This window comes from Streptococcus sp. 959 (assembly GCF_013277075.1).
Classification (GTDB): domain Bacteria; phylum Bacillota; class Bacilli; order Lactobacillales; family Streptococcaceae; genus Streptococcus; species Streptococcus pseudopneumoniae_C.
Map to the genome: position 1 here is coordinate 1 of NZ_VMMF01000040.1, position 701 is coordinate 701.

The 701-nt window shown below is 42.8% G+C and carries 1 pseudogene; it reads left to right on the forward strand.

The features are described 5' to 3' along the window. Positions 1-673 (forward strand): annotated as a pseudogene (locus HT717_RS09630) (surface protein Rib); the annotation flags it as partial. Positions 674-701: the final 28 nt, after the last annotated feature.

Here is a 701-nt window from a genome sequence, read left to right on the forward strand (position 1 = left end):
GACAGCAGGTAATGTATCAGAACCAAGTGTTCCAGCGAAAGCAACACCAGCTCCAGCTAAACCAGCGGTAACACCAGTTGTAGATCCAAGCAACTTGACTGAAGCAGAAAAAGCTAAGGTAGCAGACGAAGTTAAGAAAGCTAACCCAACAGTAACAGATGTTAAAGTTGGCAAAGATGGCACAACTACAGTAACCTTCCCAGATGGCAGCACAGCAGTTATTCCATCAGGTGATGCAGTTAAGAAATCATCAGATAACGCAGTTAAGGATCCAGCGGTAACACCAGTTGTAGATCCAAGCAACTTGACTGAAGCAGAAAAAGCTAAGGTAGCAGATGAAGTTAAGAAATCAAACCCAACAGTAACAGATGTTAAAGTTGGCAAAGATGGTACAACTACAGTAACCTTCCCAGATGGCAGCACAGCAGTTATTCCATCAGGTGATGCAGTTAAGAAATCATCAGATAACGCAGTTAAGGATCCAGCGGTAACACCAGTTGTAGATCCAAGCAACTTGACTGAAGCAGAAAAAGCTAAGGTAGCAGATGAAGTTAAGAAATCAAACCCAACAGTAACAGATGTTAAAGTTGGCAAAGATGGCACAACTACAGTAACCTTCCCAGATGGCAGCACAGCAGTTATTCCATCAGGAGATGCAGTTAAGACATCATAAGATAACGCAGTTAAGGATCCAGCGGTAA